Genomic DNA, 26,634 nt, shown 5'->3' with positions numbered 1-26,634 from the left:
GTTGTGAATTCACGACCGACTTCCACTATGCCGATTGCGCGCGCCGCTTCAACCGTGAGGCGTCAGCTTGTTCAAGACTGTGCCTGACGGCCGCCATCGGATCGTCCGATAGCAGTTCGCCAAGCGCTGATGTGACGGCCCTGCGGAAAATATCGTTCGCGGCAAGGCCGGGGTCGAAAATCGTGTCGATGGCAAGGATGCCGGCGGCCAGCGCCTGCGCATCGTCGCCGGTTGCGTCGGCGATCGCGGCGACCTTGCCGGCAAAGGGGTCCGACACCGGCCAACGCCTGCCGAACCGCGCCGAGGCCTGGATCAGGTAGGCCATCCAGCCGGCGACCGGCACCGAAAGCAGGCCGATGCTTTCGCCTTGGCTCAAGCGGTCGCGGATCGGGTTGAGCAGGCGCTGCACGATCTTCTGCGAGCCGTCCGTGGCGATCTGGTGGTTGCGGTGGCGGATCGCGGTGTTGCGCAAGCGGCCGAGGCTTTGCTCGACATAGGCCAGCGGCTCGATGCCCGGTACCGTCCCCAGCGTCGGCAGCGTTTCCTCGACAAGCATGCGTCGCACGAAGGCGGCCAGCAGGGGGTCGGCCATGGCATCTGATGTGTGTTCGAGGCCGGCCAGAACGCCGAGCGTGGCGAGCGTCGTCTGGGCGCCGTTGAGCACCCGCATCTTGAGATGCTCGAACGGCGTGACGTCGTCGACGAAGCTGGCCCCGACGAGATCCCAGCGCGGCACGCGGCCGGCGAATTTGTGCTCGATCACCCATTGCCGGAACGGCTCGCCGACGGCAACGGCGGCATCGCGGTAACCGAACCACTGCTCGACGCTGTCGACATCATCCTGCGTCACCGCCGGCGCGATGCGATCGACCATGGCCGAGGGGAAAGCGGCGTTGGCTTCGATCCACTCGGCCAGGCCATTGCCGCGCCGCTCGGCAAAAGCCCGCACCACATTGGCAAGGATGATGCCGTTGGCCGGGATGTTGTCGCAGGAGAGCAGCGTCAACGGCCGCCCATGCGTCGCCCTGCGCAGCTCCAGCGCCCGCGCCAATAGGCCGGGCACGCTGCGTGGCGTTGCGGGATTGGCGAGGTCATGGACGATGTCGGGGTGGCGAGAATCGAGTTCGCCGCTCGATGGGATGTGGCAATAGCCTTTCTCGGTCACCGTCAGCGTCACCAGATCGATGTCGCGCGAGGACAGCACATGTAGCGCCGGCGCGGCACTGGCCTGGCTGTCGACCACCCCAACGATGCTGCCGATGACACGTGCCTCGATGAGGCTGTTGTCGCGGATCAGCCTGGTATAGAGGCCGCCTTGCCGGCCGAGCGTGTCGGCGAGGCCTGGTGGGCGGATGTTGATGCCGATCACGCCCCAGCGGTCGAACCGGATCGACAAGAGGTCGTCGGTGTACTCTGCCTGGTGGCAGCGATGAAAGGCGCCGACGCCGAGATGCGCCATGCCGGGTGCGAGGACTGTACGGTCGTAGGACGGTGTCTGGACAGCCGCGGGAAGCCTCTCCAGCAATGCCGGGCTGAGCGTTTCGAGGGCGTTCATCTGTTCGCCCCGATCACCCACTGTTCCTGGTCGATCAGCGTTCCGGTCATCGGCCCGGCCGCGTCGGAAAGCAGGAAGCCGGCAAGGTTGGCGATGTCGTTCGTAGAAAACAGACGGCCGAAGGGCTGGGAGGCGTTGGCGGCATCGAGCCAGCCGGGACCATTGCCCAGCGTCTCGGCCTGCATGACGCGCTCGGCCGGCGTGTCGGTCCAGCCGACATTGATGCCGTTGACGCGGATGCGGTCGAAACGGTGGGCATTGGCGGCGTTCTTGGTCAGCGTCGCCAGCGCGCCCTTGCTGGCGGAATAGACGGCAAGCTCCGGCGAGCCGCAATGGGCGTTGATCGACAGGATGTTGACGATCGCGCCGCCCTGGCCGCGCTTCTTCATATCGGCGATGGCCGCTTGCATGAGGAAGAACGGTGCGCGTGCGTTGACCGCGAACAGCGAGGCCCAGTCGTCGAGATCGGCATCGAGGAAGGAGGCGCGGTCGGTCAGGCCGGCGGCGTTGACCAGCGCGTCGATGCGGCCGAAGCGGTCGACGCAGGCTTGCGCCAACAGGGCAGGGGTTGCCGGGTCGGCGAGGTCGGCGGCGACGAACATCGTCGGTGTGCCGAGCTGCGAAAGCTCCGCCGCCACGGCGTCGCCACGAGTCTTCTCGCGCCCGGTGACCAGCAGGCCAGCCGCGCCGGAGCGCGCCAGCGTCTCGGCGATGGCGCGGCCGATCCCTTGCGTCGCGCCAGTCACCAGCGCCACCTTGCCTTTGACTTGAATCTTCACTCCTCCTCCCCGGAACAAAGTTTCTATTTTTAGAAATATGGAACGTCAATTCCCGATAGTCAATTGTGCCAGCAGCGCCTCATTTGCTGCGCCGCGCGACGACGCCATGGACCAGCGCCATGCCGACCGCTAGCGACGCGGCCAGCGAGCGGAAGCCGCCGAAGTCCGATTCCACCACTTCCAGCCAGCTGTCCGACAGCCGGACCAGCGGGCTGAAGGTGCTGTCGGTGATGGTGACGATGCGGGCCCTGCGCTCATGCGCCACCGCGACGAGGTCGGGCGTGATCGAATTGTAGGGGCTGAAAGAGACTGCCAACACGGCATCCTGCCTGCCGATGCAGCCGAGCTGGTCGAGTGCCGAGGAGCCGACATTGTCGACCAGCACGTTGCGCACGCCTTGTTGCGACAGCGTCAGCGACAGGTAAGTGGTGACGGGGAAGGCGCGTTTGGAGCCGATGACATAGATCAGGTCGGCGGCCGCCAGCAGCGCCACCATCTTCTCGAAACTCTCGACGTCGAAGCCGCTCTCGATGCGGCCAAGCGAAGCCTGCGAGGCGCCGACCATGCCGTGCAGGAAATGCAGGTTGGGTTCGGCCTCGGTCCGTTGCTCGCCGCGCCCTTCCGGCCACGATCCCTTGACGTGGTCCTTGAACAGACCCTGGAAATCGGAAAACCCGGCATAGCCGAAGATCTGGGCAAACCGCACCAGCGTCGACGGCTGGACGCCGGCCTGCGCCGCCACCTGCGCGATGGTGCCGAGCGCGACATCGCTCGGATGCTGCCACAGGAAGATGGCGACCTGGCGCAGCCGCTTGGGGAAATGCACGGTGCCTGAAGACAGCACCGCGCGCAGTTCCTCATAGGTCTGCGGCTGGATGTAACCGAGGGCGGCCAGCGAGCGTCCGCGCTTGCGCGTCGCCGCCTCGTCGGCGCTGGATCGACCGGATCTTTTGCCTGCCCCACTCATGATTTCAGGCTAGCGCGGCACGATCGTTTTACAATATGCAAATTGGAAATTGTGTTCGAAAGTGCTAGCGGCCTCATGGGGTTGCACCTGCCGGGAGGAGTTTGAAAATGGTCTATGCAACATCGGATGGATCGACGCGCCAACGTTTGCGGGTCGGCATGGTGGGTGGCGGCCGTGGTGCCTTCATCGGCGCCGTGCATCGGCTGGCCATGCGCCTTGACGACCAGATCGCGCTGGTGGCCGGCGCGCTGTCCTCCGATCCGGAGAACGCTGCCGCCTCGGCCGCCGAGATCGGCATCGCGCCGGAGCGCAGCTACGCCGACTATCGCATCATGGCAAAGGCAGAAGCCGCGCGGCCGGATGGCATCGAGGCGGTGGTCATCGTCACGCCCAATCATTTGCACGCGCCGATCGCGACCGCTTTTCTCGAAGCAGGCATCGACGTGATCTGCGACAAGCCGCTGTCGACGACGCTGGCCGACGCCGAAGCGCTGGTGGCACTCGCGAAGGCGAAAAAGCGTCGCTTCGTCGTCACCCTCAACAACACCGGCTACGCAATGGTGCGGCAGGCTCGCGAAATGGTGGCGGCGGGCGAGCTTGGGCGGATCGTGTCGGTGCATGGTTCGTATATCCAGGACTGGCTGACCAAACCGATTGACGCCGAGGGCCAGAAGCAGGCGGAGTGGCGCACCGATCCGGCGCGCGCCGGGCAGTCGGCTGTGCTGGCCGATATCGGCGTGCATGCCTTCAACCTCGCGAGCTTCATCTCGGGCTGCGAGGCCGAGGCGGTGTCGGCCGATCTTTTCACCGCCGTGCCGGGACGCCGGCTCGACGACAACGCGCATGTGCTGATGCGCTGGACCGGCGGCGCGCGCGGCACCATCCTCGCCAGCCAGACATCACCCGGCCACTACAATGATCTCTCGGTGCTCGTCTATGGCGACAAAGCCGGGCTCGAATGGTCGGGCGCGCGGCCGGAGGAACTGCGCCTCTCCCGCTATGGCGAGGAAACCCGCACGCTGGTGCGCGGCGGCCATGGCTCGACCGCTGAAAGCCAGCGTGTCTCGCGCATGCCGGCAGCGCATCCGGAGGGCTATATCGAGGCCTTCGCCAATTTCTACCGCGACGCCGCCGACATCATCCGCGCCCATCGCTCGGGCGCGGTCGTGGATGCAGCTCGTGCGGCACAGGTGCCCGATGTCGTCGACGGCGCCCGCGGCGTGAAGTTCGTCGCGGCGGCGGTGGATTCGAACGCGGCGGCCGGCGCGTGGACGGCGGCAAGGTTTGCGGGATAGCCTTGTCACCGGCATCGCGCCCGACGAAACGAGGGCGCGCCGCCACCCGAATGGCCAAGCATACCCTAGTGGATGGCGATGATGCCGTCGACGGCGCGCCATTCCGACGGCTGGATGAGCCGGTGGTGAGCGACGCGGACCGAGTGCAGCGGGCCGTCGAGCTCGCGCTCCCAATAATGGAGAAAGCCCTTGAGTTCGGGAAATGCCGGGGCGAGATCATAGTCCTGCCAGACATAGAGCTGAAGCAAGCTCGGATGGTCGGGCAGGCGATAATGAATCTCTGCCGTGGTCAGGCCATAGCCCTCCATCTGGAGGCGGAATTCCTTGCTGACGCTCGCGACCATTCGTTACTCCTTTCTGTCGGATATCAGGCACCCGGCCTGTCGAAGAGGTGAGGGAACTCGCAGGGCGGCTGAGGTGGCGCCGAGGCGTCGCCGTCGAGCTTGAACAGCGCGTCCATGATCTGGTCGAACGACACCGGTTGCCTGGCGCCCGGTGGTTGGCGCAGTGCCGGCATGGAATAGACGGCGCAGGCATCCGACGCCCAGGAAGACAGGATCGCGCGCTTTTCCAGCAGGTCGAGTGTGTCGTCGCTCAGCACCTCTTCGGGATGGTTGAAATGGCTGGCCGGCTGGAGCAGGCGGTCAAGCGCGAGGTCGGATGTTTCGGCGGCCGGGGTGGAAGTGATCGGTGAATAAGTCTGTCGTTCCATCGATGTGCTCCGTCTGCGAACAACTCCTTGGGAGGGTAAGCGGTTCCGGCGCCCGCGATGGCGCCGGCGGGAGATAATTTGTTGGATGGTGGCAGAAAATTCAAGCGGCGGCCCGGCGTCCCTCGCGAAATAACCCTGCGTTAACAGGCTTTTGGCACTCGCAGTGCTCGAGTGCTAATTTTTTTCGCCGGGCTCTTGAAACCGAAAACCGGCAAAACTAGCTCGATATGCGCCGCGATGCCTGATGAAGGGTCGCAGCGTTCCGCACCGGTCCGATATTGCCGGTTCGGCGCGAAGGAACCGCAAAAATCTGTTTGTCCATGAGGAGAACGACATGGCGTTCCGTCCATTGCATGACCGTATTCTGGTCCGCCGCATCGAAGCCGAGGAGAAGACCTCCGGCGGCATCATCATCCCCGACACCGCCAAGGAAAAACCGCAGGAAGGCGAAGTGCTCGCCGTGGGCCCCGGCGCACGCGACGACGGCGGCAAGCTTGTCGAACTCGACGTCAAGGTCGGCGACCGCATCCTGTTCGGCAAATGGTCCGGCACCGAGATCCGGCTCGACGGTCAGGATCTGCTCGTCATGAAGGAAAGCGACGTGATGGGCGTGATCGAGCAGGCCGAGCAAGTGAAGAAGGCTGCATGATGGCTTCTTCGAAATCCAACCAGTCAACGAATGCCGCCGAGATGAAGGAGTGATCCAATGGCTGCCAAAGAGGTGAAATTCCATACCGAAGCGCGCGAGAAGATGCTGCGCGGCGTCGACATCCTCGCCAACGCGGTGAAGGTGACGCTCGGCCCCAAGGGGCGCAACGTCGTTATCGACAAGTCGTTCGGCGCGCCGCGCGTCACCAAGGACGGTGTGACGGTGGCGAAGGAGATCGAACTCGAGGACAAGTTCGAGAACATGGGCGCGCAGATGGTGCGTGAGGTGGCGTCCAAGACCAGTGATATCGCCGGCGACGGCACCACGACGGCGACCGTGCTTGCGCAGGCCATCGTCAAGGAAGGTGCCAGGGCCGTGGCCTCGGGCATGAACCCGATGGACCTGAAGCGCGGCATCGACAAGGCCGTGGAGGCGGTGGTGGCCGAGCTGAAGGCCAATGCCCGCAACGTGACCAGGAACGACGAAATCGCGCAGGTCGGCACCATTTCGGCCAATGGCGATGCCGAGATCGGCCGCTTCCTCGCCCAGGCGATGGAAAAGGTCGGCAATGAAGGGGTGATCACAGTCGAGGAAGCCAAGACCGCCGAGACCGAACTCGAAATTGTCGAAGGCATGCAGTTCGACCGCGGCTATCTCTCGCCCTATTTCATCACCAACCAGGACAAGATGCGCGTAGAGCTCGACGAGCCCTATGTGCTGATCCACGAGAAGAAGCTCTCCAACCTGCAGGCGATGCTGCCCGTGCTCGAAGCCGCGGTGCAGGCTTCCAAGCCGCTGCTGATCATCGCCGAGGACGTCGAGGGCGAGGCGCTGGCGACGCTCGTCGTCAACAAGCTGCGCGGCGGCCTCAAAGTCGCGGCCGTCAAGGCACCGGGCTTCGGTGATCGCCGCAAGGCCATGCTGGAGGATATCGCCATCCTTGCCGGCGGCACCGCGATCAGCGAGGATCTCGGCATCAAGCTCGAGAATGTGACGCTGCAGATGCTGGGTCGCGCCAAGAAGGTGGTGATCGAGAAGGAGAACACCACCATTGTCGACGGTGTCGGGCGCAAGGAAGAGATCCAGGGCCGCATTGCCCAGATCAAGGCGCAAATCGAGGAGACGACTTCCGACTATGATCGCGAGAAGCTGCAGGAGCGGCTGGCCAAGCTCGCCGGTGGTGTCGCCGTCATCCGCGTCGGCGGCTCGACGGAGGTCGAGGTCAAGGAGCGCAAGGACCGCGTCGACGACGCATTGCACGCGACTCGCGCCGCGGTGGAGGAGGGCGTGCTGCCCGGCGGCGGCGTTGCGTTGCTGAGGGCCGCCAAGGCGCTCGATGCCGTGCAGACCGACAATGCGGACCAGCGAACCGGAGTCGAGATCGTGCGCCGCGCCATCGAAACGCCGGTCCGCCAGATCGCCGAGAATGCAGGCGCGGAGGGCTCGATCATCGTCGGCAAGCTGCGCGAGAGGAGCGAGTTCGGCTGGGGTTGGAACGCCCAGACAAACGAATTCGGCGATCTCTTCGGCCAGGGCGTGATCGATCCGGCCAAGGTGGTACGCGCGGCTCTTCAGGACGCGGCATCGGTCGCCGGCCTGCTCGTGACCACCGAAGCGATGGTGGCCGAGAAGCCGAAGAAGGAACCCGCCACCCCGGCCATGCCGGCCGGCGCCGGTATGGACTTCTGAGGTCGCGGCCAATCCGCCCGCTCCCCGCGGGGAGCGGGCATCAGTCGAAGAAAAGTGGAGGTAGACATGGACGCAATGGCTGGCCTCGGATCCGTACCGGCGCCGACGCATCAGGCAAAGGAATTCCTGGCCTACGAGACCGAATGCAGGAGCGCGCTGCAGCCGCTGCTGGCACGGCTGCTCGACATGGCCGAAACCGCCGGCTGGAACCGGCGTACCGCGGCGTCGACGCTGATGTTCCTTGCCGCGCAGCAGGTGTCGGCGGCCGCCGGGGCATCCGTCGGCGGCTGAATTGGCGATCGCTGTTTAGCGATCTTCGTTCTGTTGCGTGCGACGAAAACATTGCTGTTGTGGAGGTGGAGACGTGATTGCGGGCCGGTTGCGTGAATGCCTGAAAATTCTGAGATGGGAGGCGGGCGACCTGGCGGCCGAACTTGGCCGTCCGCAAAGCGAGGTCGCGTCCTGGCTTGATGGCCGCAATCCGTCTCCGCTTGCCGTCGTCGCTTGGCTGGAGGCGCTGGTGAAGGCGCACAGGGCGCTGCCGGCGCCGGGCCGATGCGTTCCGTCGCTTGGCGCTGCCAATATCGGGCCGGCCAAGATCGAACTGACCGGATCGAGCCTGCCAGGACCGAACTGGGCGGCGATCCGGGCGCGATCGGCGGCGCCGAAGCGGCTATTCAATCCTCGATACAAGACGTCCAGCCCCATCCACCCTATCCCCGGCGGGCCGCGCTCTTCGGTCTTCGGTCCGCCGCAGGTCCTGCACAATCGAGAGGAGGCACAAGCCATGAATCGCGGGCAGTTTGAGGAACCGGTCACCCTTCTGGTCGGAATGGGTTTTCCGAGGAAGATCGACAGCGTGATGGAGGCCTATGCCCTGCTTCAGGACTGGCCGACCGCCAGCCGCAACGGCGCTCATGCCGTCGCGCTCAACGCTTGCAAGGCCGGCATCGCCGGTGAGATCGACCCGGAGACGGTGCGGGCCACCCTGGTCACCTTCGCGCGCCGCAACGACATACTCGTGCCGGATATGGTGTCGCCGCCCGCAGCGGTAGCGAATGGTGCGCTGCACGAGGTGAGGTGACGACGACGCATGACCGATCCGGGCGTTGCCGATGGTTCGAAGAAACCGTCAGCCATGGGCTCCGGGTGCCTTGGCGGCTTTACAGCCGGAGGCATCTTTCCCAGCAGCCGTTCTCTTGACCACAAAAACGTCAAAAAAGTATCGGTCAGATGGACAGACCGTGGTGGCGGCGGCAGGGATTGCCGCCTAAGCTTTGATCACTGCAGAGAGCGGCATACGCGGCCTGCGGAGAGGACACTGCAACTGGTCGCATGACTGGACCGGTGTCGGGAGGAACAGGCATGAATCCGGACTTGGAAGTCGTCCAGATCAGACACGGTGAGTCGTTCAAGGCGTGGGCTCACGGCTATCCCTTCCGCACCGTGCGTTGGCACTTCCACCCTGAATACGAGATCCACCTGGTCGTCGCCACCACCGGCCGCTACTTCGTGGGCGACTTTATCGGTGAGTTCGAGCCGGGCAATCTGGTGCTCACCGGCCCCAATCTGCCGCACAACTGGGTCAGCGACGTGCCGCCGGGCGAAAGCGTGCCGCTACGCGGACGTGTCGTCCAGTTCTCGGAAGCATTCATCGCCGAATCGACGGCGGCCCTTCCCGAACTCGCCGCCTGCGCCGGTATCCTGGAAATCAGCCGTCGCGGCGCGCTGTTCTCGCCGGCGACGGCCGAGCTTGCCGCACCGCTGCTTGCCGAACTGGTCGAGGCGCAGGGCGTGCGCCGCCTCTCGCTGTTCATGGGCGTGCTGGACATTTTGAGCCGAGCCAGCGATGTGCGCACGCTGACCAGCGCCGGTTATCTTCCCGATCCCTCCGGTTTCATGTCGGCGGGCATCAACAAGGCGCTGGCCTACATCAATGGGCATTTGACCGAGCCGTTCAGCGAAGGCGACCTCGCCGAAATCGCCGGGCGCAGCCCCAGCGCGTTTTCGCGCAGCTTCCGTCGCCACACCGGTATGGCGCTGGTGGAATATGTCAACCGGCTGCGCATCAACCTCGCCTGCCAGCTGTTAATGAGCGAAGGCCAGATGTCGATCACCGAGATCTGCTACGCCGCCGGCTACAACAATATCTCGAACTTCAACCGCCGGTTCCTGGCGCAAAAGGGCATGTCGCCTTCGCGTTTCAGGGCGTTGCTGGCGGAAAACATCAATGCGGAGATTGCCGCCTAACAGGGAGGAACCGGGAGGAGCCGAGACTTAGGGAAGGAATAACGCGGTGTGCGCTCAATGCGCCCCGTGCTGGAGATCGCTTGTCCTGAAATCCAGCAATACGGGCTGATCGCCTTCGATCATGCCCAGGAGGATACGTTCGCGGCTGGCTGGGGATCGAGGCAGATCCGTCAGAGAGGCGCAGATCGCACTCCTCGCAACAGTCGGACTTGAAGTCAAGCTGGCGCCACGTGGCGTTCAGGTTTCGTGAAACCATTTTTTGAAACGGAGACATTCGAATGACCAGATTTGCTTGGAAATCGACCAGTGCGGCAGCGCTCGCACTCTCTCTCCTCGGCGGCACGGCCGCCTTTGCCGAGCCCGTCACCGACGCAACCGTCGCCTTCCTCATGCCCGACCAGGCCTCGACCCGCTACGAGCAGCACGATTATCCCGGCTTCGCCGCCGAGATGAAGAAGCTGTGCCCTGGCTGCAAGGTGCTCTACCAGAACGCCGATGCCGACGCCTCGCGCCAGCAGCAGCAGTTCAACTCGGTGATCTCGCAGGGCGCCAAGGCGATCGTGCTCGACCCGGTCGACTCGACCGCCGCCGCCTCGCTGGTCAAGCTGGCGCAGAGCCAGGGCATCAAGGTCATCGCCTATGACCGGCCGATCCCGACGGCACCGGCCGACTTCTATGTCTCGTTCAACAATGAAGGCATCGGCAAGGCCATCGCCGACTCGCTGGTCGAGCACCTGAAGGCGCTGAAGGTCGATCCGGCGACCGGCGGCGTCCTGCAGATCAACGGCTCGCCGACCGACGCGGCGGCAGGCCTGATCAAGAAGGGCATCCACGAAGGTCTCGACAATAGCGGCTACAAAATCCTGGCCGAATACGACACGCCGGAATGGGCTCCGCCGAAGGCGCAGCAGTGGGCCGGCGGCCAGATCACCCGCTTCGGTCCGAAGATACTCGGCGTGGTCGCGGCCAACGATGGCACCGGTGGCGGCGCCATCGCGGCCTTCAAGGCCGCCGGCGTCGATCCGGTGCCGCCGGTGACCGGCAATGACGCGACGATCGCGGCACTGCAGCTGATCATTGCCGGCGACCAGTACAACACCATCTCCAAGCCGAGCGAGATCGTGGCGGCGGCTGCCGCCAACGTCGCCATCAAGCTGCTTTCGGGTGAGACGCCGAAGGCCGAGATGACGCTGTACGACACGCCCTCGCAGCTGTTCACGCCGGCGGTGGTGACGCAGGAAAACCTGAAGGCCGAGATCATCGACAAGAAGATCAACACCGCGGCCGAACTCTGCGTCGATCGTTACGCGGAAGGCTGCAAGAAGCTGGGCATCGGGAACTGACCGCGACCCTTGCCCGCTCCGCTGTCTGGCCACCCGCGCGGTGGCCAGACAGCGCTCAATCCTCGAACCGGTTTTTGAAAGGTCTCTGGCATGATTGACACCCCGGACGGACCGGTTCCGACAGGCGAGCTGGTGCTCAGCCTGCGCGGCATTTCGAAGCATTTCGGCGCCGTCTCGGCGCTCACCGACATCGATCTCGACGTCCATGCCGGCGAAGTGGTGGCGCTGGTCGGCGACAATGGCGCCGGCAAGTCGACGCTGGTCAAGATCCTTGCCGGCGTGCATCAGCCGAGCTCGGGCAGCATCAGCTATCGCGGCAAGCAGGTGACGCTGGCCGACCCGAGTGCGGCGCTGACGCTCGGCATCGCCACCGTGTTCCAGGACCTGGCGCTGTGCGAGAACCTCGACATCGTCGCCAACATTTTCCTCGGCCGCGAGCTCAGCCCGCTGCGGCTGGACGAGGTGGCGATGGAAGTCCGCGCCTGGACGCTGCTCAACGAGCTGTCGGCGCGCATCCCCAGTGTCCGCGAAGTCGTCGCCTCACTGTCGGGCGGCCAGCGCCAGACGGTGGCGATCGCCCGCTCGCTGCTGCTCGAACCCAAGCTCATCTTGCTCGACGAGCCGACGGCGGCGCTCGGTGTGGCGCAGACGGCGGAAGTGCTCAATCTGATCGAGCGCGTGCGCGACCGTGGCCTCGGCGTCGTCATCATCAGCCACAATATGGAAGACGTGCGCGCTGTCGCCGACCGCATTGTCGTGCTGCGGCTTGGCCGCAACAACGGCATCTTCTCCCCCGATGCCTCGAACCAGGAACTGGTCAGCGCCATCACCGGCGCGTCGAACAATTCGGTGTCGCGGCGCGCCGAGCGCAGACAGTCCCAGCAAACTCCCCGGCAGGATCAGACCCAGGAGCCACGCCCATGAACCGCGACGTGCAACAAGCTGCCCCAGTCGCACCGCAGCTCGACCGCGCCGATGTGCGGGTCAAGCATGAGGTCGGCTTAAGCGGCGCCATCCGCAGGTTCTTCGACCGGGTCCGCTCCGGCGATCTCGGCTCGTTGCCGGTGATCGTCGGACTGGTCATCATCTGGACGGTGTTCGCCAGCATCAACCCGATCTTCCTGTCGAGCAGCAATCTGGTCAATTTGCTGTTCGATTGCTCGACCGTAGGCGTCATCGCGCTCGGCATCGTCTGCGTTTTGATGGTCGGCGAGATCGACCTGTCGGTCGGCTCGATCAGCGGCTTTGCCTCGGCGATGGTCGGCACGCTGTGGGTCAACCAGGGCTGGCCGGTGGCGCTCGCCATCCTCGCCGCTATCGCCGTCGGCGGCTTCATCGGCGCGCTCTACGCGCTGCTGTTCAACCGGCTCGGCATGCCGAGCTTCGTCTCGACGCTGGCCGGCTTGCTGGCGGTCCTTGGCCTGCAGCTCTACATCCTCGGCTCGACCGGCTCGATCAACCTGCCCTACGGCTCGAACCTGGTGAATTTCGGCCAGCTGCTGGTGATGCCGAAGTTCGTTTCCTTCGGACTGGCGGCCTTGCCCGGCATCGTCATGCTGATCGCCGGCCTGCGCACCGTCGCGCGCCGCCGTGCCGCCAATCTCTCGGCGCCGTCGACCGGCGGGCTCATCACGCGGGCGATCGTCATCACGGCCATTCTCGAAATCATCGTCTTCTATCTCAACCAGGCGCGCGGCATTCCGTGGATGTTCGGCCTGTTCGTCGGGCTGGTCATCGCCATGCACTATGCGCTGACGCGGACGAAATGGGGCCGTTCGATGTCGGCGGTCGGCGGCAACCGCGAGGCGGCACGGCGCGCCGGCATCAATGTGCGGCTGATCTATTCCAGCGCCTTCGTGCTGTGCTCGATGCTGGCTGCTTTCGGCGGCGTGCTTTCGGCGGCCCGCCTTGCCTCGGCCAGCCAGCAGGCCGGCACCGGCGACGTCAACCTCAACGCCATAGCGGCGGCCGTCATCGGCGGCACCAGCCTGTTCGGCGGCCGCGGCAGCGCCTATTCGGCACTGCTCGGCATCATCGTCATCCAGTCGATCGCCAGCGGCCTGACGCTGCTCGATCTGTCCTCGTCGCTTCGGTACATGATCACCGGCGCCGTGCTTGCCATCGCGGTCATCGTCGACTCGCTGGCACGCCGCTCGCGTGTCTCGCATGGCCGGGCCTGAACCCATCAACAGGAAGCAAGACATGAGCGAAGAACTGTCCGGAAAAGTTGCCGCCGTCACCGGCGCGGCGTCAGGCATCGGGTTCGAATGCGCCAGGCACATGCTGGCGGCCGGCGCCACCGTGGTGCTGGTCGACCGCGCCGAAGCGACGCTGACCAAACTGTGCGCCGAGCTTGGCCCCAAGGCGATCCCGCTGGTGATCGACCTGGTGCAGCCGGCGAGCGTCGCCACCATGATGCCGCAAATCCTGGAGAAGGCCGGCCAGCTCGACATCTTCCATGCCAATGCCGGCGCGTATGTCGGCGGCGAGGTGGCGAACGGCGATCCCGACGTCTGGGACCGCATGCTCAACCTCAACATCAACGCCTGCTTCCGCTCGATCCAGGCGGTGCTGCCGCACATGATCGAACGCAAGACCGGCGACATCATCGTCACCAGCTCGATCGCCGGGCTGGTCCCGGTGGTGTGGGAGCCGATCTACACGGCCTCCAAACACGCCGTGCAGGCCTTCGTCCACACGGTGCGCCGGCAGGTCGCCAAGCATGGCCTGCGCGTCGGTGCGGTGGCGCCGGGTCCGGTGGTGACGGCGCTGGTCGACGACTGGCCGAAGGCCAAGCTCGAGGAAGAACTCGCCGCCGGCGGCCTGATGCAGCCGCGCGAAGTGGCCGAGGCCGTGATGTTCATGCTGACCCGGCCGCGCAACGTGACGATCCGGGATTTGGTGATTTTGCCGCAGAGCAATGATCTCTAAGTGAGTAGCGAATAGGGAGTAGCGAATAGGCAGTAGGCAGTAGGGAAGATGTAGACACAGTCTTACAGGCCGGCTCAAAAACTCTTCGCGCGTCCTATCCCTACTAACTAATCTCCTACTGCCTACTGCCTACTGCCTATTCCCTGAACCGGAGGTTCCCCATGCCCCACTATCTCGGCATCGACGTCGGCACCGGCAGCGCGCGGGCCGGGGTGTTCGACCGCACGGGAAACCTGCTTGCCTCGGCCAAGCAGGACATCGAGGTCTGGCGCGAGGCTGGCGACATTGTCGAGCAGTCGAGCAATGATATCTGGCGGGCGGTGTGCACGGCCACCCGTACCGCTGTCGCTGAAGCCGGCACAGCGTCGGAGGCGATCGCCGGCATCGGCTTCGACGCCACCTGTTCGCTGGTGGTGCTGGGCGAGGGCGGCGTGCCGTTGCCGGTTGGCCCGTCCGGCAATGCAGAACGCAACATCATCGTCTGGATGGACCACCGCGCGGTCGAGCAGACGCGCCGCATCAACCGCAGCGGCGAAGCGGTGCTGAATTATGTCGGCGGCGTCATCTCGCCGGAGATGGAAACGCCGAAACTCCTGTGGCTGGCCGAGAACATGCCCGCCACCTTCAACGCCGCCTGGCAGTTCTTGGACCTCGCCGACTTCCTCACCTGGCGGGCGACCGGCAGCCTTGCGCGATCTGTATGCACGGTGACCTGCAAATGGACGTATCTGGCGCATGAGAGCCGCTGGGACGAGACTTACTTCCGCAAGATCGGCCTCGGCGCCCTTGCGGATGAGGGGTTCGCCCGCATCGGTACCGAGATCGTGCCTGCGGGTGCCGCGCTCGGCGGCGGACTGACCGCGCAGGCGGCAGTGGATCTGGGCCTTGTCCCCGGCACCGCGGTGGCGGCCGGGCTGATCGACGCGCATGCCGGCGGCGTCGGCACGGTCGGCGCGCGTGGCGAGTTCGGCAGTGTTCTGTCGCGCATGGCCTATGTCTTCGGCACCTCGGCCTGCACCATGTCCTCGACCGCCGAGCCGGCCTTCGTCGATGGGGTCTGGGGTCCGTATTTCTCGGCCATGGTGCCGGGCCTGTGGTTGAACGAGGGCGGTCAATCGGCGGCGGGTGCGGCCATCGATCATCTGGTGCGCATGCACCCGGCGGCCGGCGAAGCGACCGCCAAGGCGCAGGCCGAGGGCCTCAGCCTGAGCGCCTGGCTGTCGCTGCAAGCGCAAAGCCGCAACGGGGCCGCGGCAACGCCGGCGCTGGTCGGCGGCATCCATGTGGTGCCGGAATTCCTCGGCAACCGCGCGCCTTTCGCCGATCCGGACGCACGCGCGCTGATTGCCGGGCTCGATCTCGACACCAGCCTCGACAGCCTGGTCGCGCTCTATGTCGCCGGCGTCTGCGGGCTCGGCTACGGCGCTCGCCAGATCGTGCGAGCCGAGCATGACAAGGGCATTGCCGTCGACACCATCGTCGTCAGCGGCGGCGCCGGGCAGAGCCCGCTGGTGCGCCAGCTGCTGGCCGATACGACAGGCATGGTGGTGGTGGCATCGACCTCGCCGGAGCCGGTGCTGCTCGGCTCGGCGATACTGGGCGCGGTCGCCGCCGGAACATACAAGGATGTGGCGGCGGCCATGGCCGGCATGTCGGAGCTCGGCGAGGTCTATCATCCCGACGCTACGCTGGCCGGCTGGCATGCCAAGCGCTTCGCCGCGTTCGAGCTGCTGCAGCAGGCCGGCAAGGCCATCCGAGGTTGAAGCGAGCGGCTCCTGTCGGGCTCTGTCAGGAACGTGGCGAACACCGCTTGGCTACGATGTAGGAAGCTGGCAGCTTTGCTCTGTCGTGGACGCTCCTGCGGCTTGCGACGATGGCAGGGCGACAGAACCAGGAGGCCGTATGGCAGACGAAGCGAAAGCGCCCGTGCCATTCGCATCGGATGAGGTGCCGTGGACGGAATGGTCCGATGTGCCGCGCTTCGGCGTGCGCTACCGGCATTTGTCATTGGCCGCTCTCGGCGAAAACCACCATGTCGGCGTGGCGATCGAGGAGTTGCCGGTGGGCAAGCAGACCTCGCCGGCGCATTACCATATCCTCGAGGAAGAGCATGTCTTCATTCTCGAAGGGACGCTCACCGCTTATGTCGGCGACGCCGCCTATGTCATGAAGTCCGGCGACTATATCTGCTTTCCGGCAGGTGCCGCGGCGGGGCATTGCCTCATCAACACAAGCGACGCGCCGTGCCGCTATGTCATCGTCGGCGAGCGCAACCCGAACGACGTGGTCGTCTATACCGCCTCCAACAAGGTGCTGGTGCGCGCGCTGGGCAGCCGCGCGATCTTCGATCTCTCGGCGACCCGCAACTACTGGGACGGCGAGAACACCGGCCTTGCCGCCGGCGATCCGTCGCCGTCGGATGTGACGTCCGGTGTCACCAAACCCCCGGCCGCGCCGATCCCGCCGATCGCCAGCGATGCCGTCGAATGGGAGGTCGAGGGTGACGGCCCGCGGTTCGGCGGCCGGTCCAGGCATCTGACCCATGCCGCTCTGGGGCGGCCAGACTACCATGTCGGCGTGCTGATCGAGGCACCGGCCCCCGGCATGCGCCTGGCGCCCCGGCACTACCACATGCTCGAAGAGGAGCACGCGCTGATCCTGGAAGGGCAGGTGGCGCTGCTGCTTGGCGAGGAGCGCCACGAGATGAAGGCCGGCGACTATGCCTGCTTTCCCGCCGGCCGGCCGGTTGGTCATTCCTTCCTCAACAGCGGCACCGGGCCGTGCCGCTATCTGATGATCGGCGAGCACAATCCCAATGAGGTCTGCGTCTATCCCGATTCCAACAAGATGGGGGTCGACGCCTTGCGCCGGCGCGACGGCATTTTCGACATGGCAGCGGTGCGACGGTACTGGGATGGCGAAGAGACGCAATAGCGCCCGGCTGTCTCCGGCTCACAATTCCTTCTCCGCCAGTTCCCTGAACTCGTCGGGCACCGAGCGCGCCGCCTCCAGCGCCACCGTGCCATAGCCGACCGCCTGTTTGCCGAAGCGTTCGCGGATCTTGTCGATGGCGCGGTCGGCGTCGAAGCGTGCCAGCCCTTTCCTGGTACCGGGCCGGCGTTTCTCATCGGCGAGGCCGAGGGGCAGTTCGAGCTGCAGCTCGAAGCTTTCCTCGAGATGTGAGACCGAGATCGCGAGCAGGGAGATCAGCTTCTCGTGCGGATGGTCGGCGAGCACGCCGCGCACCAGGTCGCCGGCGATCTCGGCCAGCATGGTTGTCGCCGAGATCGGCTGGTCGAGCGTGATCGAGCGCGTGACGGCGCTGAGATCGGCAAAGCGCACGCGCACGGTCACGGTGCGGCCGGGCCTCGCCTTGGCGCGCAACCGGCTGGCGACACGGTCGGCCAGGTGCAGCAGGGTGGGCACGATGACCCGCGCCACGGCCGGCTTCTGGCCAAGCGCCGATTGCGCGCCGGCCGAGTGCGCCCGGCGCTTCGTCTCCAGCTTGCGCGGGTCGCGGTTCCACGACAGCGCGGCGAGTTTTTCGCCGGCGGCGGGACCGAGCAGCCGCGTCAGCGCGCCGCTGTGGGTCCGGGCCAGCTGGCCGATGGTCTCGACGCCGATCTCGGCCAGCCGCGCCCTGGTCGCCGGGCCGACGCCCCACATCAAGCCGACCGGCAGATCGTGCAGGAAGGCAAGCTCGCTGCCGGGGTCGACGACCACCAGCCCGTCGGGCTTGGCGACCTGCGAGGCGATCTTGGCCAGATGCTTGGTGCGCGCCACGCCGATCGAGATCGGCAGGCCGAGTTCGGCCCGCACGCGGCGGCGGATGGTCGTGGCGATCTCTTCTGGCTGCCCGAACAAATGCGTGCAGCCGGCGACATCGGCAAAGGCCTCGTCGATGGAGATGCGCTCGACCAGCGGCGTGAAATCGTCGAGCACCTTGATCGCCGCGTCGCCCAGCCGCTGGTAGTGGCTGAAATTGCCGCCGACGAAGATCAGCCCAGGGCAAAGCTCGCGCGCCTTGCGTCCCGGCATGCCGCCACGCACGCCGAAGGCGCGCGCCTCATAGGAGGCAGCGAGCACAACACCGCGACCGACCGCGATCGGCTTGCCGCGCAGCGACGGGTCGAGCAACTGCTCGACCGAGGCGTAGAAGGCGTCGAGATCGGCATGCAGGATGGTGGCTGTCGTTTCCATCCGGCCGCATATCCAACGTTACTGATAGACCTGAACAAATAGAGAACAAAAGGGGGTGATTTGTCAAGCGGAGAGCGGTTTGCGGAATGCCTGGTGAGGTAATCGCTCTCGGTTCGAATGCGTCGCCAAAACCGCAGCGGTAGCGCTGCCCCTCACCTGCCTGCCGGCATCCTCTCCCCGGAGAGGGGCGCTCTCATCGACGGTTTCGCCAACCACCAGCGTTGCAAAAATGGATGCCGGCGTTGCGGCCAGCCCCCTTCTCCCCGTCACTATACGGGGAGAAGTGCCCGGCAGGGCGATGAGGGGCGGCGGCCACCTTGCAGAGGAGAGTGGTGCTGCGCACGGAACCGCGACTACCAGCCAACATGCTCCGCTCGCAACGCCGCCTTCATTCGTTCCAGTTCGGCCTCGCCGCCCGCCGCTAGCTCGTCGGCGATCCGCGCCAGTCTGTCGTCGGCACTACGGTGCTTGCTGCCCCATGCGCCAAGCGTGGCCAGCACGGGCAGCAGGTCGATGCCGGCCTCGGTCAGCCGATAGACAGTCTTCAGCCCATGCGTCGGGTCCTCGCTGCGGGTAAGGATGCCTTCCTGCTGCAGCTTCTGCAGCCGCTCGGCCAGCGTGCGCGACGAGATGCCTTCGTCGGACTGCAGGAATTCGCGAAAATGCTTTTTCCCGGCGAAGACCAGGTCGCGAATGATGAGCAGCGTCCAGCGGTCGCCGAGCAGTTCCAGCGACAGGTTGATCGGGCAGCCTGATTTTTCACGGGTCGACATTTCTATGCTTCCATTTTTAAATCGCTTTACTATTGACATCATTTTTACCTTGGGTCAATGGTTCCGAAAGTAAACCAAATTTCTTGCGAGCCTGACGACCGGGAGACGACAATGAAAAAGCTGATCCTGCAGATGCAGATGTCGGTCGACGGTTTTGTCGGCGCCAATGAGGACCACCGCTGGCAGCTCTGGGGGTGGGGCGACGATATCGGCTGGGACGAGGAGCTGAAGCAGGATTTCAACGCCGTCTTTTCCGGCATCGACACCATCCTCCTCAGCCGCAAGATGGCGGAGGAGGGCTATCTCAGCCATTGGAGCAAAGCAGCGAAGAAGTTTCCGCGCGACCCGTTCTATGCTTTCGCGCAACGCGTCGTCGACGCCCAGAAGGTGGTGCTGAGCGACAAGCTTGAGCAATCGGCGTGGGAGCGCACGAGGCTGGCCAGCGGCGACCTGCCGCGCGAAATCAATACGCTGAAGGCGGGCGAAGGCGGTGACATGGCCGTCTTCGGCGGCGCCGGTTTCGCCTCGGCGCTGATCGCGGCCGGGCTGGTCGACGAGTTCCAGCTGTTCATCAACCCGGCGGTGCTGGGTGCCGGACGCCGCATCTTCGACCAGGGCGGTTTCCAAAACTTGGCGCTGCTCGGCTCGAAGGCCTATGCCTGCGGCTTGGTGATCAACCGCTATGCTCCGGCGGGGTGAGGCGGCTCACCATCTTCACTTCGCATCGTGAAAAATAATGCCGACCGTGTGGCGCGTGCCGGAGCGCAGCCGGCTGACGCCGTGGCGCAGATTGACGCGGTAATTGCCCTTGGTTCCCTGCACCGGCCGGTTGTGGACGGCGAAGACAACGGCGTCGCCCTGGCGCAGCGGCACCACCTCGACCCGGCTCTGCATGCGCGGCCGCTGTTCGGTCAGCACGAACTCGCCGCCGGTGAAATCCTGGCCCGGCTCGGGAAGCAGGATCGCCACCTGCAGCGGGAAGGCGAGGTCGCCATAGAGGTCCTGATGCAGGCAGTTGTAGTCGCCAGGCACATATTGCAGCAACAGCGGCGTCGGCCGCGTCTGGCCCGCAGCATGGCACTGTTCGAGAAAGGCGGCATGGGTCGCGGGATAGCGCATGGCTTGCCCCATGCGCTCATTCCAGCGGTTGGCGACCTCGGCCAGCCTGGGATAGAGCGCGCTGCGCAGACCGCCCAACAGGTCCGGCAAGGGATAATGGAAATAGCGGTACTCGCCCTTGCCGAAGCCGTGCCTGGCCATATGGATGTGGCTGCGGAAATGCGTCTCATCCGAATAGAGGCCGGCGATCCGCCGGCTCTCCTGAGGCGACAGCAGCTTTTCGATCACCGCGCAGCCGAAGCCGTCGAGTTCGGCCGTAAGGGCCGGCCAGTCACAAGCGGCGACGCGCGTTTCGGCGGCTTCGACGACCGATTTGGCAACCTTGGCATGAGCGTTCATGTCGTAGCCTCCTTGTCGAGCAGAGCGCGTTTGCGTTCGACGCCCCAGCGATAGCCGGCCAGCGTGCCGTCGGCGCAGACGACGCGGTGGCAGGGAATGCCGACATAGGCGATGGTGTCGAGGGCGGCATGGACGGTCGCCGGTGCGGCTATTTGCGTTTGCATGAGCTTCATTGCCTTTACTCCTTTGTCTGTACCTGAACTCTACAGAGACGGCTTCTCGCACTCACTCCAGTGCTTGCTTTCAAATTCAAGTCGCCAAGGTAGGCGCTCTACGGCGCCCCCCTCTGTCCTGCCGGACATCTCCCCCCACGGGTGGGGAGATCGGCTGTCGCCATGACCTTCGCCAATCTCGAATGTTGCAAGAAGAGAGCCGGCGCCTGAGCTGCCGATCTCCCCGGTCCAAACACCCCCTTGCGGGGGAGATGTCCGGCAGGACAGAGGGGGCGCCGTAGAGCGCTGACGGTGCTCATGCGACACGGGTGACAGCGAGTTCTCCAAGCACAAATACCTCACCAGTCAACAGCCTCAACTCGATCTCGCCGGTCGCGGTGCGGCTCCACTCGGCTCTGCCGTCATCGACAAGCGTGCCGATGGCCACCATCACCCGTGACTTCGCGTCCTGGGCGTGGCGGCTGGTCACCTCGCCGTTGCGGGTCTGGCTGTTCGCATGGCGAGACCTTGCCATCGCGCGCATCGCGGGTCCTCGTCAGGCCCGCGAAGGCCGGTATGTGGGTGTCTTCACCACGTCCGATCCGACGGCCGCCTCACGGTCGAGGAGCGCGCGCTTGCGCTCCGCGCCCCAGGCGTAGCCGGACAGGGCACCGTCCTTGCGGATCACACGATGGCAGGGAATGGCGATGGCAAGATTGTTGACGGCGCAGGCGGCGGCGATGGCGCGGGTCGCCTTTGGCATGCCGATGCGCTCTGCAATCTCGGCATAGGAGACAGTCTGGCCGACGGGGATGTCCTGCAAGGCCTGCCAGACGCGCTGCTGGAAGGCGGTGCCGCGCACGTCGAGCGGCAGGTCGAGGCCGAGTGCCGGCACTTCCACGAAACCGAGGACGCGGGCGACCAGCATCTCATAGTCACGGTCGCCGCCGATCAACCGTGCCTTGGGGAAGCGGTCCTGCAGGTCGCGCACCAGCGTGTCGGGATCGTCGCCGAGCAGGATCGAGGCGACCAGGATGGTGCCGAGCGAGGATTCGCCGACGGCGAAGCGGATCTCCTCATGGGCACCGCCGGCGCGATAGCGCGTCGGCGTCATGCCGAGCATACCGGTCGATTTCTCGTAGAAACGCCCGCTCGAATTGAAGCCGGCATCGTAGATCGCCGTCGTCACGCTGGCGCCGTCTTCCAGGCCCCGGCGGACCCTGGCGGAGCGGTGCGCGGCCGCATAGTCCTTCGGCGTCACCCCGGTGACGGCCTTGAAGATGCGGTGGAAGTAGCCGGTGCTGCGGCCGGCGGCATCAGCCAGTTCAGCCAGCGACGGTTCTTCCTCGCTCTGCTCGATCCCGCGGCAGGCGTCGGCGACCATCGCGGCGTTGCCGGCCTCGAGCGAAGGGCCATCCGGATTGCAGCGCCGGCACGGGCGAAAGCCGGTCGCCCTGGCCTGTTCCAGCGTGCCGTGCAACTGCACATTCCTGGGGTTGGCACGCCGCGACGGGCAGGATGGCCGGCAATAGACGCCGGTCGTCGCCACCGAGTACCAGAACTCGCCGTCTGCCGATTTGTCGCGCGCGACGATGCGCGCCCATCGCGGATCGTCGGCGACCGGCAGCGGCGTGGATTTCAGATTTTTGGGCAGGGTGATGAACATGGCCGCATTGAAGCCGCCAAAAGCCGGCCCCGCCACCCGTTTCCTGCCAAGTGTCAGGAGGTCTTCCCAATCTGGGAATCCTCTTGTTCCCAATCTGGGAATTTGCTATATCTGGCCATGCAGATAATCGCCAAGAAAGCGCTGAAGGATTTTTGGGCCAAACACAATCAGGCCGAAGCTCCTTTGACGGCTTGGTATGTGGCTGTGGGCAATGCCGATTGGAAGACCCCGGCTGACATCAAGAATGCATTTGGAGCGACGGTTGATTTCGTGGGCGACAATCGCGTCATTTTCGATATTGGCGGCAACAAGTACCGCTTGATTGCCCACGTCGCCTACAAGTTTCACCGCGTTCTGATCAAATTCGTCGGGACGCACAAAGAGTATGACAAGATTGATCCGGAGAAGGTGTGATGGAAAACATTCGACCCATTAAGACCGAAGCCGACTACGATTGGGCGATCGCCGAAATCAGCAGGTATTTCGAGAATGAGCCGGAGGTCGGCACTCCCGATGGTGACCGCTTCGACGTTCTCGCAACTCTGATCGAGGCTTATGAGGATGAGCATTATCCGATCGAAGCACCCGATCCCGTTGAAGCTATTCGTTCGCACATGGAACTGTTCAACCTGTCGCGAAAGGCTCTGGCCGAGGTGATCGGATCATCGCCTCGGGCGACCGAGGTGCTGAACAGAAAGCGCGCACTCACCCTGGATATGGTCTTCAAACTGAACAAGGAATGGAACATTCCCGCCGAAGTCCTCGTGCAACCCTATCACCTTGCAAATGACAGGGAGCGCAAGCGCGCCTAAGCTTCGGTCGGGCTCGTGGGCATGTTTGGGGTGTCCCGGCTCTCCTATGCCGCGCGTTTGGGCTCCACGGCGAACGGGCTGAGCCCGAGCCAGGTCTGCATCTTCCTGCCGATGGCCTGGTCGCCGGTCAGGGCAACCTTCGCGCCGGCCTTCTCGACGGTCAGCAATCCCATCCAGATCGCCGTCATCGTATGCAGGTCGGTCGAGACGTAGAGATCGACGTCGAAGCCCGGATCGTACCAGCACAGATCGACCTCGCCGTGCTTCTCGACGATCAGCCACCACGACCGTTTGGACGCCGGTAGGTCCTGATACAGAAATTGTATCACCGTGCGCCCCTCGGGCAGCGGCGAGGGGTTCAAATTGCGCCGCATGTCCCACATCAGCAACGACGGATCGAGGTTCTTGAGCGACAGCCGGGACTCGACCCATTTCTGCCCCCAGAAGCCCATCGCCTCGACGACCGGGCGCAAGTCCCGGCCGGCCTCCGTCAGCCGATAGTCGAAGATCCCCTTCTCACCCTGGACCTCCTTGCGCTCGACGATCCCGGCGATCTCGAGCTCCTTCAGCCGTTGCGACAGAAGGCTTGGCGACATTTTGGGGACGCCGCGGCGCAGGTCGTTGAAGCGGGTCGAGCCGGCCACCAGTTCGCGCATCAGCACCATCGTCCAGCGGGTGCACAGCACCTCGGCGGCCATCGATAGCGGGCAGAACTGCTTGTATCCGTGCTGGGTCATGATTGGTGTTTCTCCCTCGAGCGTTGGCCGAACATTAGTCCTTCGTGATTGAAGCTGCGAGTACAGAAACTGTACCGGCCTAGTACAGATCGCGGACTGGTTGGCGAGTGGCTTGCCATGCGAGCCCTTTGGCCGGTTGCACGGGATACCCCTGTGCGCCGCAACCAGGAGACTAGCATGACCGCTTACGTTATCGCAGACATCAAGATAAGCGACCCGCAGTGGGTGCCGGCCTACGCCGCATCGGTGCACGACCTCGTCCACAAGCATGGCGGCAGGTATCTGTCGCGCAGCGGCAATGTGAAGACGCTTGAAGGCAAGCCGCTCGACACCACGCTGATCGCCCTGATGGCGTTCCCGTCGGAAGCGGCGGCCCGCGCCTTCACCAACGATCCGGCCTATGCGCCCTTCGTTTCGGCCCGTCAGGGCGGCAGCGAAAGCCGTTTCCAGATGATCGACAACACCGATCTGGCCGGAACGATCCCGTATCTGCCGAAGGGATGACCGGCATCCCTGTCATCGTTTTCGGGATCTCCAAGCAGCAACAGCCACAGCGCGTGCCTGCCGGGCCTCCGTATTTTCGGCGGCCGGCCAGCTGGGCTTTTTCAAGAAGAATGGAATGAAGATGATATCGAATTCTCACAACAGGCCGAATTTTCGGCTTGCCATGACCGGCGCCATGCTGGCTATCTGCACCACCTTCGCACAGGCGCATCAGGAAGCGGCCGCGCCGGCGTCCGGCCCCAATCCGCTGGCCGACAAGGTGCGAGCCGCCAACAGCCGGTTTCTCGACGTCAAGGCCGCTACATCGGAGGGCTATTCGCCCATTCCCTGCGCCAGCGGCATCACCGGCGGCGCCATGGGCATTCACTATGTCAACGGCCAGTATCTTAAGGACGACAAGATCGACATCGCCCGTCCCGAAGCCGTGATGTACGAGCCGATGGCCGATGGCACGCTGCAACTGGTGGCGGTCGAGTACATCACCTCGAAGGGGCCGGCATCGTTGGACGGCCAGCTGTTCAACTTCAACAGCGCGCCCAATCGCTACGGCCTGGGTGAATTCTACGAACTGCATGTCTGGGCCTGGAAGGGCAACCCGACCGGCACTTTCGCCGACATGAACCCGAAAGTGTCATGCGAGCACGTGATGGCGCCCAGCCAGTAAGCGGGCCAGCAAGCAATGAAGCCAGGCGGCGTCAATGCCGCCTGGCCGCGCTCCTCACGGCGTCAGACAGATACGGTCGCTATGACGCTTGATCCGGAACCGCCAATCCGACCTCGGTGATTTCGAGGCTGGCTTGCGGCAAGAGGAAGCGTCCCGTCACGTACCAGAGCAGGGACACGACAAGGATCGAGAGATAGCCATCCACGGCATAGTGCCAGCCGGTGTAAACCGAGCCGAACAGGATGAACGCCGCGAAGGACCAGCCTGCGATGGCCCACCGACGACCGAAGCCTGCCAGGAAGAACGCGTTGAGCGTGACGATGGCGACGTGCATGCTTGGCATGGCGGAGATGCCGCCGCCCAGTTCCGGGCGGCCACTTTGGTAAGCTGCAAGCAGATAGTTGGCATAGACATGGACCGATGCGCCGTAGCCGTTCCGCGCCAGGGCGGTTCGCAGCCCGGCAAACCGGTCACCGCCGTAGAACTGGTCGTGGAATATCGGTCCGGTGGACGACAGCAGGGTCGCCAGAACGGTGCCGCACAGGATCGTTGTCAGCGCGAACGCCCATAGATAGCGCAAGCGCCTGGCCGGATCGTTCCAGAAGGCGACGAAGAGCACGGTGCCGAACCATTGCACGAGCCAGCCATATCCATAGCCGGCGAAAATGACGACCGAGACCGGTTCGGAAACGACGCTATGCGCCCATGCCCAGGGATCCGTGCCATGCAGCCGAAAATCAAGCTCCGCCAGGGCGCGGTCGGCGTAGAACGGCACGATGTCGGGAATGGCGACCTTCAAGGTGGTGAAGGCGCTGATGCCGAGAAAGAACAAAAGGATCACGGGTGCGGCTGTCAGCCAACGCTGCCCGAGCGTGTCGAAGATGAACCTTGTCGGGGTATGTCGGGCAAATGCCAGCGCCGCCACACCAAGGCCAGCCGCCAGAAGCGCGGGCAGGAAAAAGGCGAACGGCTCGGCATAGGATAGCGCCAGATGCAGGTAGCGATCCGGCTGCAGACAAAAAGCAGTCACGGCATAGATGAGACACAACGCAGTCAACAGCCAGCCGCTCCTGGTTGTCGCGATGTCCAGGTCAAGGATGGCAGTTAAGCGGCTATTATAGCCGCGCTGCCCTGTGTGCGCATTCATCGAAGGACATCCCGCCAGTTGCCCGAAAGACTGTTATGGAGTATTTCGCTGATAAAGTATTACCATTCGGTTACACTCGAATTCAAGTAGATTTTTCTACGTTAGATAGTTATAATTCACAATTTATTGGCAAGGATTCGTTGACGAAGATGTTGCGCCGGCAACGCCCGGGATCGTCGCCATCGCGCTGCCTTCTTGTCGTCAAGCTCCGATCACGATCGAAAGTGGGGCCCAGCCCGGGGGGGGGGGGGCGCCCGTGTAAAAATGGGGTGGGGGAGGGGGGGGGGTTAAGGGCGGGGATGGGGGGGGGGGGCGCGCCGGCCAACCGGGCCCAAACAACCGCGCAGAATG

The 26,634-nt window shown here is 64.6% G+C and carries 30 protein-coding genes; 17 read left to right on the top strand and 13 right to left on the bottom strand.

The annotated features are described in order from the left end of the window. Window positions 1-25: 25 nt before the first annotated feature. From NKH03_RS27725 to NKH03_RS27715, 3 genes are all read right to left on the bottom strand, one after another. Window positions 26-1,555, bottom strand: a complete 1,530-nt coding sequence (locus tag NKH03_RS27725; protein WP_352971958.1) for a mannitol dehydrogenase family protein — start codon at window positions 1,553-1,555, stop codon at window positions 26-28. Continuing rightward, a complete protein-coding gene (locus tag NKH03_RS27720; RefSeq protein WP_352971956.1) occupies window positions 1,552-2,334 on the bottom strand; it encodes an SDR family oxidoreductase in 783 nt (260 codons plus the stop codon). Before NKH03_RS27720 ends, NKH03_RS27725 begins: the two co-directional genes overlap by 4 nt. A gap of 79 nt (window positions 2,335-2,413) precedes the next feature. After that, window positions 2,414-3,301 (bottom strand): MurR/RpiR family transcriptional regulator, encoded by an 888-nt coding sequence (locus NKH03_RS27715; protein WP_352872460.1) that lies wholly within the window; start codon window positions 3,299-3,301, stop codon window positions 2,414-2,416. Between the two features lie 107 nt (window positions 3,302-3,408). Here NKH03_RS27715 and NKH03_RS27710 point away from each other — a divergent pair, with 107 nt between their 5' ends. Then, the gene (locus NKH03_RS27710; protein WP_352971954.1) at window positions 3,409-4,596 is read left to right on the top strand and encodes a Gfo/Idh/MocA family protein; all 1,188 of its coding nucleotides are present in this window, start codon (window positions 3,409-3,411) and stop codon (window positions 4,594-4,596) included. Window positions 4,597-4,661: 65 nt separating this feature from the next. Here NKH03_RS27710 and NKH03_RS27705 read toward each other — a convergent pair whose 3' ends face one another. Then, window positions 4,662-4,940: an usg protein gene (locus tag NKH03_RS27705; protein ID WP_352873482.1), complete on the bottom strand. Its 279-nt coding sequence runs from the start codon at window positions 4,938-4,940 to the stop codon at window positions 4,662-4,664. 23 nt (window positions 4,941-4,963) lie between these two features. Further along, on the bottom strand, window positions 4,964-5,308 hold the full coding sequence (locus tag NKH03_RS27700; protein WP_352971951.1) for a hypothetical protein: 345 nt from the start codon (window positions 5,306-5,308) through the stop codon (window positions 4,964-4,966). A 334-nt stretch (window positions 5,309-5,642) separates the two neighbouring features. Here NKH03_RS27700 and NKH03_RS27695 point away from each other — a divergent pair, with 334 nt between their 5' ends. The 11 genes from NKH03_RS27695 (at window position 5,643) to NKH03_RS27645 (ending at window position 17,104) form a co-directional block, all read left to right on the top strand. Beyond that, complete coding sequence (locus NKH03_RS27695; RefSeq protein WP_352971948.1) at window positions 5,643-5,957, top strand: co-chaperone GroES; 315 nt, start codon at window positions 5,643-5,645, stop codon at window positions 5,955-5,957. 57 nt (window positions 5,958-6,014) lie between these two features. Beyond that, window positions 6,015-7,646: a chaperonin GroEL gene (gene groL, locus NKH03_RS27690; RefSeq protein ID WP_352971945.1), complete on the top strand. Its 1,632-nt coding sequence runs from the start codon at window positions 6,015-6,017 to the stop codon at window positions 7,644-7,646. A gap of 66 nt (window positions 7,647-7,712) precedes the next feature. Further along, window positions 7,713-7,937, top strand: a complete 225-nt coding sequence (locus NKH03_RS27685; RefSeq protein WP_352873486.1) for a hypothetical protein — start codon at window positions 7,713-7,715, stop codon at window positions 7,935-7,937. A 73-nt stretch (window positions 7,938-8,010) separates the two neighbouring features. Continuing rightward, the gene (locus NKH03_RS27680; protein ID WP_352971942.1) at window positions 8,011-8,730 is read left to right on the top strand and encodes a DUF982 domain-containing protein; all 720 of its coding nucleotides are present in this window, start codon (window positions 8,011-8,013) and stop codon (window positions 8,728-8,730) included. A 281-nt stretch (window positions 8,731-9,011) separates the two neighbouring features. Next, window positions 9,012-9,896 (top strand): AraC family transcriptional regulator, encoded by an 885-nt coding sequence (locus NKH03_RS27675; protein WP_352873488.1) that lies wholly within the window; start codon window positions 9,012-9,014, stop codon window positions 9,894-9,896. Window positions 9,897-10,174: 278 nt separating this feature from the next. Then, on the top strand, window positions 10,175-11,239 hold the full coding sequence (locus NKH03_RS27670; protein WP_352873489.1) for an ABC transporter substrate-binding protein: 1,065 nt from the start codon (window positions 10,175-10,177) through the stop codon (window positions 11,237-11,239). Between the two features lie 90 nt (window positions 11,240-11,329). Then, window positions 11,330-12,163 carry an ATP-binding cassette domain-containing protein gene (locus tag NKH03_RS27665; protein WP_352873490.1) on the top strand — a complete coding sequence of 278 codons (834 nt, stop codon included), beginning with the start codon at window positions 11,330-11,332 and terminating at the stop codon, window positions 12,161-12,163. Further along, entirely contained in the window at window positions 12,160-13,419 is a 1,260-nt protein-coding gene (locus tag NKH03_RS27660) for a sugar ABC transporter permease (RefSeq protein WP_352971939.1), read from the top strand. The genes NKH03_RS27665 and NKH03_RS27660 overlap by 4 nt, the downstream gene beginning before the upstream one ends. 22 nt (window positions 13,420-13,441) lie before the next feature. After that, on the top strand, window positions 13,442-14,170 hold the full coding sequence (locus NKH03_RS27655) for an SDR family oxidoreductase (RefSeq protein ID WP_352971936.1): 729 nt from the start codon (window positions 13,442-13,444) through the stop codon (window positions 14,168-14,170). A 161-nt stretch (window positions 14,171-14,331) separates the two neighbouring features. Next, entirely contained in the window at window positions 14,332-15,933 is a 1,602-nt protein-coding gene (locus NKH03_RS27650; RefSeq protein ID WP_352971934.1) for an FGGY-family carbohydrate kinase, read from the top strand. A gap of 139 nt (window positions 15,934-16,072) precedes the next feature. Next, window positions 16,073-17,104 (top strand): cupin domain-containing protein, encoded by a 1,032-nt coding sequence (locus NKH03_RS27645; RefSeq protein ID WP_352971931.1) that lies wholly within the window; start codon window positions 16,073-16,075, stop codon window positions 17,102-17,104. 18 nt (window positions 17,105-17,122) lie between these two features. Here the strand turns inward: NKH03_RS27645 and dinB are convergent, their stop codons facing one another. Continuing rightward, the gene (gene dinB, locus NKH03_RS27640; RefSeq protein WP_352971928.1) at window positions 17,123-18,370 is read right to left on the bottom strand and encodes a DNA polymerase IV; all 1,248 of its coding nucleotides are present in this window, start codon (window positions 18,368-18,370) and stop codon (window positions 17,123-17,125) included. A gap of 353 nt (window positions 18,371-18,723) precedes the next feature. Beyond that, window positions 18,724-19,143, bottom strand: coding sequence for a winged helix-turn-helix transcriptional regulator (locus tag NKH03_RS27635; RefSeq protein WP_352971925.1), 420 nt, complete (start codon window positions 19,141-19,143; stop codon window positions 18,724-18,726). A gap of 111 nt (window positions 19,144-19,254) precedes the next feature. On the opposite strand from NKH03_RS27635, the gene NKH03_RS27630 reads away from it, so the two are divergent. After that, complete coding sequence (locus NKH03_RS27630; protein ID WP_352971922.1) at window positions 19,255-19,842, top strand: dihydrofolate reductase family protein; 588 nt, start codon at window positions 19,255-19,257, stop codon at window positions 19,840-19,842. Window positions 19,843-19,857: 15 nt separating this feature from the next. Here NKH03_RS27630 and NKH03_RS27625 read toward each other — a convergent pair whose 3' ends face one another. From NKH03_RS27625 to ada, 4 genes are all read right to left on the bottom strand, one after another. Further along, a complete protein-coding gene (locus NKH03_RS27625; protein ID WP_352971919.1) occupies window positions 19,858-20,601 on the bottom strand; it encodes a 2OG-Fe(II) oxygenase in 744 nt (247 codons plus the stop codon). Continuing rightward, entirely contained in the window at window positions 20,598-20,774 is a 177-nt protein-coding gene (locus NKH03_RS35085) for an MGMT family protein (protein WP_502913564.1), read from the bottom strand. Before NKH03_RS35085 ends, NKH03_RS27625 begins: the two co-directional genes overlap by 4 nt. A 295-nt stretch (window positions 20,775-21,069) precedes the next feature. Further along, a complete protein-coding gene (locus NKH03_RS27615; RefSeq protein WP_352971916.1) occupies window positions 21,070-21,288 on the bottom strand; it encodes a hypothetical protein in 219 nt (72 codons plus the stop codon). Between the two features lie 21 nt (window positions 21,289-21,309). After that, on the bottom strand, window positions 21,310-22,419 hold the full coding sequence (gene ada / locus NKH03_RS27610) for a bifunctional DNA-binding transcriptional regulator/O6-methylguanine-DNA methyltransferase Ada (RefSeq protein WP_352971978.1): 1,110 nt from the start codon (window positions 22,417-22,419) through the stop codon (window positions 21,310-21,312). Window positions 22,420-22,536: 117 nt separating this feature from the next. On the opposite strand from ada, the gene NKH03_RS27605 reads away from it, so the two are divergent. After that, the gene (locus NKH03_RS27605; protein ID WP_352971913.1) at window positions 22,537-22,833 is read left to right on the top strand and encodes a type II toxin-antitoxin system HigB family toxin; all 297 of its coding nucleotides are present in this window, start codon (window positions 22,537-22,539) and stop codon (window positions 22,831-22,833) included. Beyond that, a complete protein-coding gene (locus tag NKH03_RS27600; protein WP_352873503.1) occupies window positions 22,833-23,231 on the top strand; it encodes a helix-turn-helix domain-containing protein in 399 nt (132 codons plus the stop codon). The genes NKH03_RS27605 and NKH03_RS27600 overlap by 1 nt, the downstream gene beginning before the upstream one ends. A gap of 44 nt (window positions 23,232-23,275) precedes the next feature. Here the strand turns inward: NKH03_RS27600 and NKH03_RS27595 are convergent, their stop codons facing one another. Continuing rightward, entirely contained in the window at window positions 23,276-23,968 is a 693-nt protein-coding gene (locus tag NKH03_RS27595; protein WP_352971910.1) for a winged helix-turn-helix transcriptional regulator, read from the bottom strand. Window positions 23,969-24,145: 177 nt separating this feature from the next. Here NKH03_RS27595 and NKH03_RS27590 point away from each other — a divergent pair, with 177 nt between their 5' ends. After that, the gene (locus NKH03_RS27590) at window positions 24,146-24,472 is read left to right on the top strand and encodes a DUF1330 domain-containing protein (RefSeq protein WP_352971907.1); all 327 of its coding nucleotides are present in this window, start codon (window positions 24,146-24,148) and stop codon (window positions 24,470-24,472) included. Window positions 24,473-24,635: 163 nt separating this feature from the next. Further along, window positions 24,636-25,136: a hypothetical protein gene (locus NKH03_RS27585; protein WP_502913565.1), complete on the top strand. Its 501-nt coding sequence runs from the start codon at window positions 24,636-24,638 to the stop codon at window positions 25,134-25,136. A 79-nt stretch (window positions 25,137-25,215) separates the two neighbouring features. On the opposite strand, the gene NKH03_RS27580 is transcribed toward NKH03_RS27585, so the two are convergent. After that, window positions 25,216-26,193: a phosphatase PAP2 family protein gene (locus tag NKH03_RS27580; protein WP_352971901.1), complete on the bottom strand. Its 978-nt coding sequence runs from the start codon at window positions 26,191-26,193 to the stop codon at window positions 25,216-25,218. Between the last annotated feature and the right edge of the window lie 441 nt (window positions 26,194-26,634).

Source organism: Mesorhizobium sp. M1406 (assembly GCF_040317555.1).
GTDB lineage: Bacteria > Pseudomonadota > Alphaproteobacteria > Rhizobiales > Rhizobiaceae > Mesorhizobium.
The sequence above is the reverse complement of the archived record's forward strand: the minus strand, read 5'-3'. Positions and strand labels throughout refer to the sequence as shown.